Source organism: Mesorhizobium sp. M2C.T.Ca.TU.002.02.1.1 (assembly GCF_003997225.1).
On sequence record NZ_RZTO01000368.1, the window covers coordinates 1 to 5817 of the forward strand.

Genomic DNA, 5817 nt, shown 5'->3' on the forward strand with positions numbered 1-5817 from the left:
AGGCGAGTGAGATCCATTGGAGAAGCTGGAGGGACAGCGCCCCCCCTCTGTCCTGCCGGACATCTCCCCCAGGGAGATCAGCTGTCGCGCCGGCCTTCGCCAATCACCAACGTCGCAGGAATGGACGGAGCGCCGAAACCGCCAATCTCCCCCCTTGTGGGGGAGATGTCCGGCAGGACAGAGGGGCGCGCGAAGGATCTCGGCCTTAGTCTTTTTTGCGATACGTCTCCAACTCCGGGTCGAGATCCACCCTCACCGCATTGGTGAACACGCAGGTCGCCACCATGATGCCGGCGAAGGCGGTGAGGTTTACCAGCAGCGTCTCGTCATAGCGCGCCTTGAGCGCGGCCCAGGTTTCGTCCGGAACGGCGTTGGCATCGGCGGCGACCGCCTTGCCGAAGCCGATCAGCAGCGCCTCGTCCGCGGTCGGCGCTATCGCTTCGGGATCGAGTCCGCTGTCGATCAGGGCGCGGCGGAAGAAGGTCACGGGGATCTCGGCGCGCATCGTCTCGGCAATCGCCTTCGAGAACAGCCAGATGGCGCGGTCGCCGAGCATCGGCTTGAGCAGGTCGCGCAGCGTGAACCATTCGGCGTAGATGCGGTGGGCGGCGGGCGAATGAAGCAGGATGCGCTTCATGTTGGTCATGCGGCCGCGCAGCTTAAGCTCGCGGTCGTGCTCGGCACGGATCTCGTCGGAAGCGGTCGCGTAGTCGATCGGCGAAAGCTGCGCCATCGCGATCAGACCAGCGTAGCATGCAACGCCGGCGCGCCGCGTAGGGTGTTGGAGACGGTGCAGATATCCTCAGCATCGGCCAGGATGCGCTGCTTGGTAGCGGCATCGAGGTCGCCGGCGATCTCCAGTTTGATGGTGAACGTTTCGATGCGCGATGGCTCGTGCTTCGCCTTCTCGCCGGTGACATCCGCCCTTACCTCGCCAAGCCGGTCGGCGACGCCAAGGCGCGTTGCGGCGATGCGTGCGCTGAGCACCATGCAGGCGGCCAAAGAGGCATAGAGCAGGTCGAGCGGGCTGAAGCCCGGAGCGCTGACTTGCGTGACCACGTCGATGGCGCCGCCGGTCGGGGTGGTGATCACTGGCAGGCCGCCCGGCGGCAGGACGGCGAGCGCGCCAGTGTTGCGGGTCCTGATCTTCAGGTCTGCCATCGTGAAGTCTCCAATTTTGGAGACATTGATAGCGGAGGGGAATTCACTGAGGCAATCGTCGGCGCGGATCGTGGGCGATTGGCGTTTCCTCGCCCCCATGAAATGGGGGAGAGGTGGCTCGGCAAAGCCGAGACGGAGAGGGGGAGCGCCCTACGAAGGCCCCTCTCCGTCCGCTTTGCGGACACCTCTCCCCGCCTTTGGCGGGGCGAGGAACCCAAGTCCTGAAACGCTACTTCGTCAGGTCGAGCGCCGCGGTCAGATCGCCCATCGGCGGCTGGTCGTTGTTGCGCAGCGCCTTGTCGCGGGCGACGATGCCGGGCAGCACCGGCAGGTCGTAGCGGTTGGTGATGAAGCGCAGGATCGAGGTGGTGTCGTACTGGGTGTGGTCGACGATACCCATCTTGGCATAGGGCGAGATGATGAAGGCCGGGATGCGGTTGCCCGGGCCCCAGCGGTCGGCCTTAGGCGGCGCGACGTGGTCCCAGAAGCCGCCATTCTCGTCATAGGTGATGACGACCAGCATGTGAGCCCATTGCGGGCTCTTCTCCAGATGCGAAACGAGGTCGGCCAGGTGCTGGTCGCCGGAGGTCACATCGGCATAGCCGGCATGTTCGTTGAGGTTGCCCTGCGGCTTGTAGAAGGTGACGGCCGGCAGCTTGCCGTCGTCGATCGCCTTGATGAACTCGACGCCGTCGAGGCCGCCATCCTTGATGTGCTCGGCGCGCGCGGCCGTGCCCGGCGCATAGGCCGCGAAATAGTTGAAGGGCTGGTGGTGGAACTGGAAATTCGGCACCGGCGTCGCGTTCTTGCCGTCGAGCGCGGCCTGCCAGGCGCCCGAGTACCAGGCCCAGGAAATGCCCTTCAGCGACAACAGGTCACCGATGGTGATCTCGTGCTGCGGCGGCAGCGTGGTCGGCTGCGCCGGATCGGCCAGTGCCTTGTCGCCGCCCTCGGCCGGCTTGTTGGCGCTCGGCTGGTAAGGCGGCTGCATGGTGTTGACGGCGTAGAAGTCGGGCGTGATGGCGCCGTCATTGGCGAATTTCGGCACGCCGCCAAGTGCGGAGGCCGGTGAGTTGTCGGCCGGCTTCAGCGTCACGCCGTCCGGTTCGACGACGGCGATCTGGCCCTTCACCGGGCTGGTGTCGGCGTTCGGGTAATAAGGCGCGCAGGCGCAGGCGAGCATGAAGTGGTTGAGGAAGGAGCCGCCGAAGGCGCCCTGGAAGAAATTGTCCGCCAGCACGTATTTCTTGGCGATCGCCCACATCGGCAGGTTGGAGCCATCGTAATGGCCCATCACCAGCGAGCCGGAATCGGCCCAGGCGACGAACTTGTCGTTCTTGCCGCCGTCGATCTGCATCTGCCCCTGGTAGAAGCGGTGCCAGAGATCGTGCGTGACGACGTTGGTGCCCTCGTTGAAGCCTTTGGGATCGTCGATCGCGAATGTCGCGTTGGCGAGATGCGCGCTCTGCGCCTCCGTCACCGCCGGCGTGACGCCCTTGCCGGTCAGCCCGCCCCAAGCCGGCGGCAGTTCGGAAAGCGGCGTGCCGTCGCGGTCGAGCTGGCGCGCCTGGCCGGGCGACACGTTGGCCAGGCCGTTGGCGCCGGGGAAGCCGCCATAGAGGTTATCGAAGCTGCGGTTCTCGGCGTAGATGATGACGACGGTGTCGATCTTGTCATAGCCGGGAGGAGCCGCGCGAGCAGCGGCGGAGAGCGATGCCAGCGCCGTGGAGGCGAGGCAAAGGGAGAGAAAGGTTCGGGTCATCGGGAAATGCCTCGTGGCTTGGGAATGGCTGGAGGACGGCAATGCAGGGACGCAGCTGCATCAATGCCCAGCTACTTCGACGCCTTGTCACCCATGTGACAGTTCCGCAGCGCCCGAACACGGTTTCGTGAGCGGGGAAGCCAGTCATCAATCCGTTGCACTAGCCTCCTACTTCGCCAAAGGACCCAGGGATGTTGCCGAAGATGATGGGACGTTGGAGAAATCAGGCGATCGCCATTGGCGCGGCCGCGATGGTCGTCTTGACCGCGCCTGCCAACACCGCGCAGCCTTCCGGCGTCCATCCCGGCCCGATGTCACGCCAGGACGCCTTCGCCCGCGCCGAGGCGCTGACGGCGTTGGGGCGGCAGATGTTCTTCGATCCGTCGCTCTCGGCCTCGGGCAAGCAGGCCTGCTCGTCCTGCCATGATCCCAACCACGCCTTCGGACCGGCATCGGCGGCACCCGTCGAGATGGGCGGACCTAACCTCGACCGGCCCGGCATTCGCGCCGTGCCGTCGCTGCGCTACCTGCAGGCCGCGCCCGCCTTCACCGAGCATTTCTACGACTCCGAGGATGAAGGCGACGAGAGCGTCGACAACGGCCCGACCGGCGGCCTGACCTGGGACGGCCGTGCCGACAATGGCAAGGATCAGGCGAGGATCCCGCTGCTGTCGCCCTTCGAGATGGGCAACAAGGACGAGGGCGCCGTGGTCGCCAGTCTGCGCAAAGCGCCCTATGCCGATGCCTTCAAGGCTGCCTTCGGCGCCGATGTCTTCGAGCACCCTCAGGACGCCTTCGACGCCGCCGTGGAGGCGCTCGGCACCTTCGAGCAGAGCAGCACCGATTTCTATCCCTATTCCAGCCGTTACGACGCCTTCCTTGCCGGCAAGGCGCAGCTCTCGGCGCAGGAACGGCGCGGCCGCATGCTGTTCGAGGACGAGGCGAAGGGCAATTGCGCGAGCTGCCATTTGAGCGAGCCCGCCAATGACGGTGAGCCGCCGCAATTCACCGATTACGGCCTGATCGCGATCGCAGTGCCGCGCAATCCGGCGATCCCCGCCAATGCGGATCCTAATTATGTCGACCTTGGCCTGTGCGGTCCGCTGCGCACCGACTTCAAGGGGCGGACGGAATATTGTGGGCTGTTCAAGACGCCGACCTTGCGCAACGTGGCCTTGCGCAAAAGCTTCTTCCACAATGGCTACTTCCACACGCTGCGCGAGGCGGTCGCCTTCTACGCCAGCCGCGACAGCGATCCCGCGCGTTGGTATCCGAAGAAGGCCGATGGCATGGTCGACAAATTCGACGACCTGCCGAAAGCCTACTGGCCGAACCTCAACACCGACCCACCGTTCAACGGCAGGAAACCCGGCGACAAGCCGGCGCTGACCGACGCCGAGATCGACGACATCGTCGCCTTCCTCGGCACGCTGACCGACGCCGACCAGGCGGGGCAGTAGGGCCAATGGCTACGGAGATCGGTAGACGCACGGCCTGATTGCAGCCGAGGTCCGGATATCCACCATAAATGTGTGCCAATGTGAGCCACGTCATAGGAACGCCAAGTCGCGCCTGCTATGTTGCCCATCTCTTCACAGATGGAGTCTCCGATGAGGTTCGTCGCGGTGCAGGAGCCGCCCGGGAGCAGCTGGGCGGTGTTCGATGCGGGCAATGGGGCGCCGGCGGAATATGCCGGGCGGGTGCTTATCGGCCTGACATGGCGTGAGGCCCGCTGGTTCGTCGCCGCGGGCAATGACCATGCAGCCTGGCCGCGGCCCAGCCGGCCAGCCGGGCAACTGCGGCTCGTCAGCGGAGGCGGCTCGCAGCCGATCCGGGAAAGGCACGGCCAAACAGGCGGTTGAGAAGGCGCGCTGCCAGATTGATTCAAGGCAGCACGGCCGTGGTTGCACCCTCTGATTGCGCCGGCGCGTAGCGGCTCACCACCATGCCGCAGGCATAGGCCTTCGAGCCGAGAAGCTTCAGGCCTGAAAAACCACCCTGGTCGAAGATGCGGCGGCCGCTGCCCAGCACCGCCGGATTGATGAAGAGCTGGAATTCGTCGACCAGGCCCGCGGCGATCAGCGCGGACGCAAAGCCCGCACCGCCGAATACGGCGATGTCGCTGCCCGCGCCTTGCTTCAGCGCATCGACCTCGCGCGGCAGGTCGCCGCTGACGACCCGTGTGCGCTCCCAGCGCGACGCCTCGAGCTTATCGCTCGCCACCACCTTCTCAGCCTCGACGATGCGTTGCGCGAAGGCGTAGAAAGGGTCCTTCGGATATTTCCTCGCCGCATTGCCCCAATGGGCCAGATACCCCTCCTCCGCCATCTTGCGACTCAACAGGATGGTGTCGATCGCCGTGAAAACGGCGTTGAAGTCCCGTTTCAGCTCCTCGTCCCATGCGCTGTCGTCGCCCCATTCCCAGAGCTGCCAGCGACGGTCCTCGTCGGAGCCGACAAAACCGTCGACCGACATCTGCATCTGCAGGATGAGCTTCTTCATTGGTCGTTCTCCTCGTCTGGAATTTCTGCCCGTGAATGTTCGGGTGGCTCAGCGCGAACGGGCGAATGCCTGCGCCCAGGCTTCGAAGCTGGTCGGCGTGGCGTTTTCGGCCGATGGTGCTTCCAGCGCCCAGCGCTCGCCTCTGTTGAAGCTTGCCGCCGTCTCGCCAAGCGCGTCGGCAAAACTCGCCGATATGCCGTTGGCGATCATGCCGGCCCGCGCAACGGCGAACGAGGCTTCATGATAGGCGACATCCTTGCCGATCGCCCGGCCCAGGATGGTGGTGGCCTGTTCGAGCGTGTAGTCGCCGCCGCCATGCAGTTCGACAACGCGCCGGGCCGGGAAATGTTCGGCACCCAATAGCGCGGCGGCGCGCTCGCCAATGTCCTTGG

Annotated in this window: 6 protein-coding genes and 1 pseudogene; 2 read left to right on the forward strand and 5 right to left on the reverse strand. The window is 65.3% G+C overall.

Going from position 1 to position 5817, the window contains the following annotated elements; translation table 11 throughout:
- Nucleotides 1-205 precede the first annotated feature (205 nt).
- The 3 genes from EOD07_RS19435 to EOD07_RS19445 all read right to left on the reverse strand — a co-directional run bounded on the left by EOD07_RS19435 (nucleotide 206) and on the right by EOD07_RS19445 (nucleotide 2923).
- The gene (locus EOD07_RS19435) at nucleotides 206-733 is read right to left on the reverse strand and encodes a hypothetical protein (RefSeq protein ID WP_127236623.1); all 528 of its coding nucleotides are present in this window, start codon (nucleotides 731-733) and stop codon (nucleotides 206-208) included.
- A 5-nt stretch (nucleotides 734-738) separates the two neighbouring features.
- Nucleotides 739-1161 (reverse strand): OsmC family protein, encoded by a 423-nt coding sequence (locus EOD07_RS19440; protein WP_127236624.1) that lies wholly within the window; start codon nucleotides 1159-1161, stop codon nucleotides 739-741.
- A 229-nt stretch (nucleotides 1162-1390) separates the two neighbouring features.
- Nucleotides 1391-2923, reverse strand: a complete 1533-nt coding sequence (locus EOD07_RS19445) for an acid phosphatase (protein WP_127236625.1) — start codon at nucleotides 2921-2923, stop codon at nucleotides 1391-1393.
- Nucleotides 2924-3174: 251 nt separating this feature from the next.
- On the opposite strand from EOD07_RS19445, the gene EOD07_RS19450 reads away from it, so the two are divergent.
- Both EOD07_RS19450 and EOD07_RS19455 read left to right on the forward strand, forming a co-directional pair.
- Nucleotides 3175-4383, forward strand: coding sequence for a cytochrome-c peroxidase (locus EOD07_RS19450; protein ID WP_245470282.1), 1209 nt, complete (start codon nucleotides 3175-3177; stop codon nucleotides 4381-4383).
- Nucleotides 4384-4533: 150 nt separating this feature from the next.
- Nucleotides 4534-4785 (forward strand): hypothetical protein, encoded by a 252-nt coding sequence (locus EOD07_RS19455; RefSeq protein ID WP_127236627.1) that lies wholly within the window; start codon nucleotides 4534-4536, stop codon nucleotides 4783-4785.
- A gap of 22 nt (nucleotides 4786-4807) precedes the next feature.
- On the opposite strand, the gene EOD07_RS19460 is transcribed toward EOD07_RS19455, so the two are convergent.
- On the reverse strand, nucleotides 4808-5425 hold the full coding sequence (locus EOD07_RS19460; RefSeq protein WP_127236628.1) for a dihydrofolate reductase family protein: 618 nt from the start codon (nucleotides 5423-5425) through the stop codon (nucleotides 4808-4810).
- Nucleotides 5426-5473: 48 nt separating this feature from the next.
- Nucleotides 5474-5817: pseudogene (locus tag EOD07_RS19465) on the reverse strand (NmrA family transcriptional regulator); the annotation flags it as partial.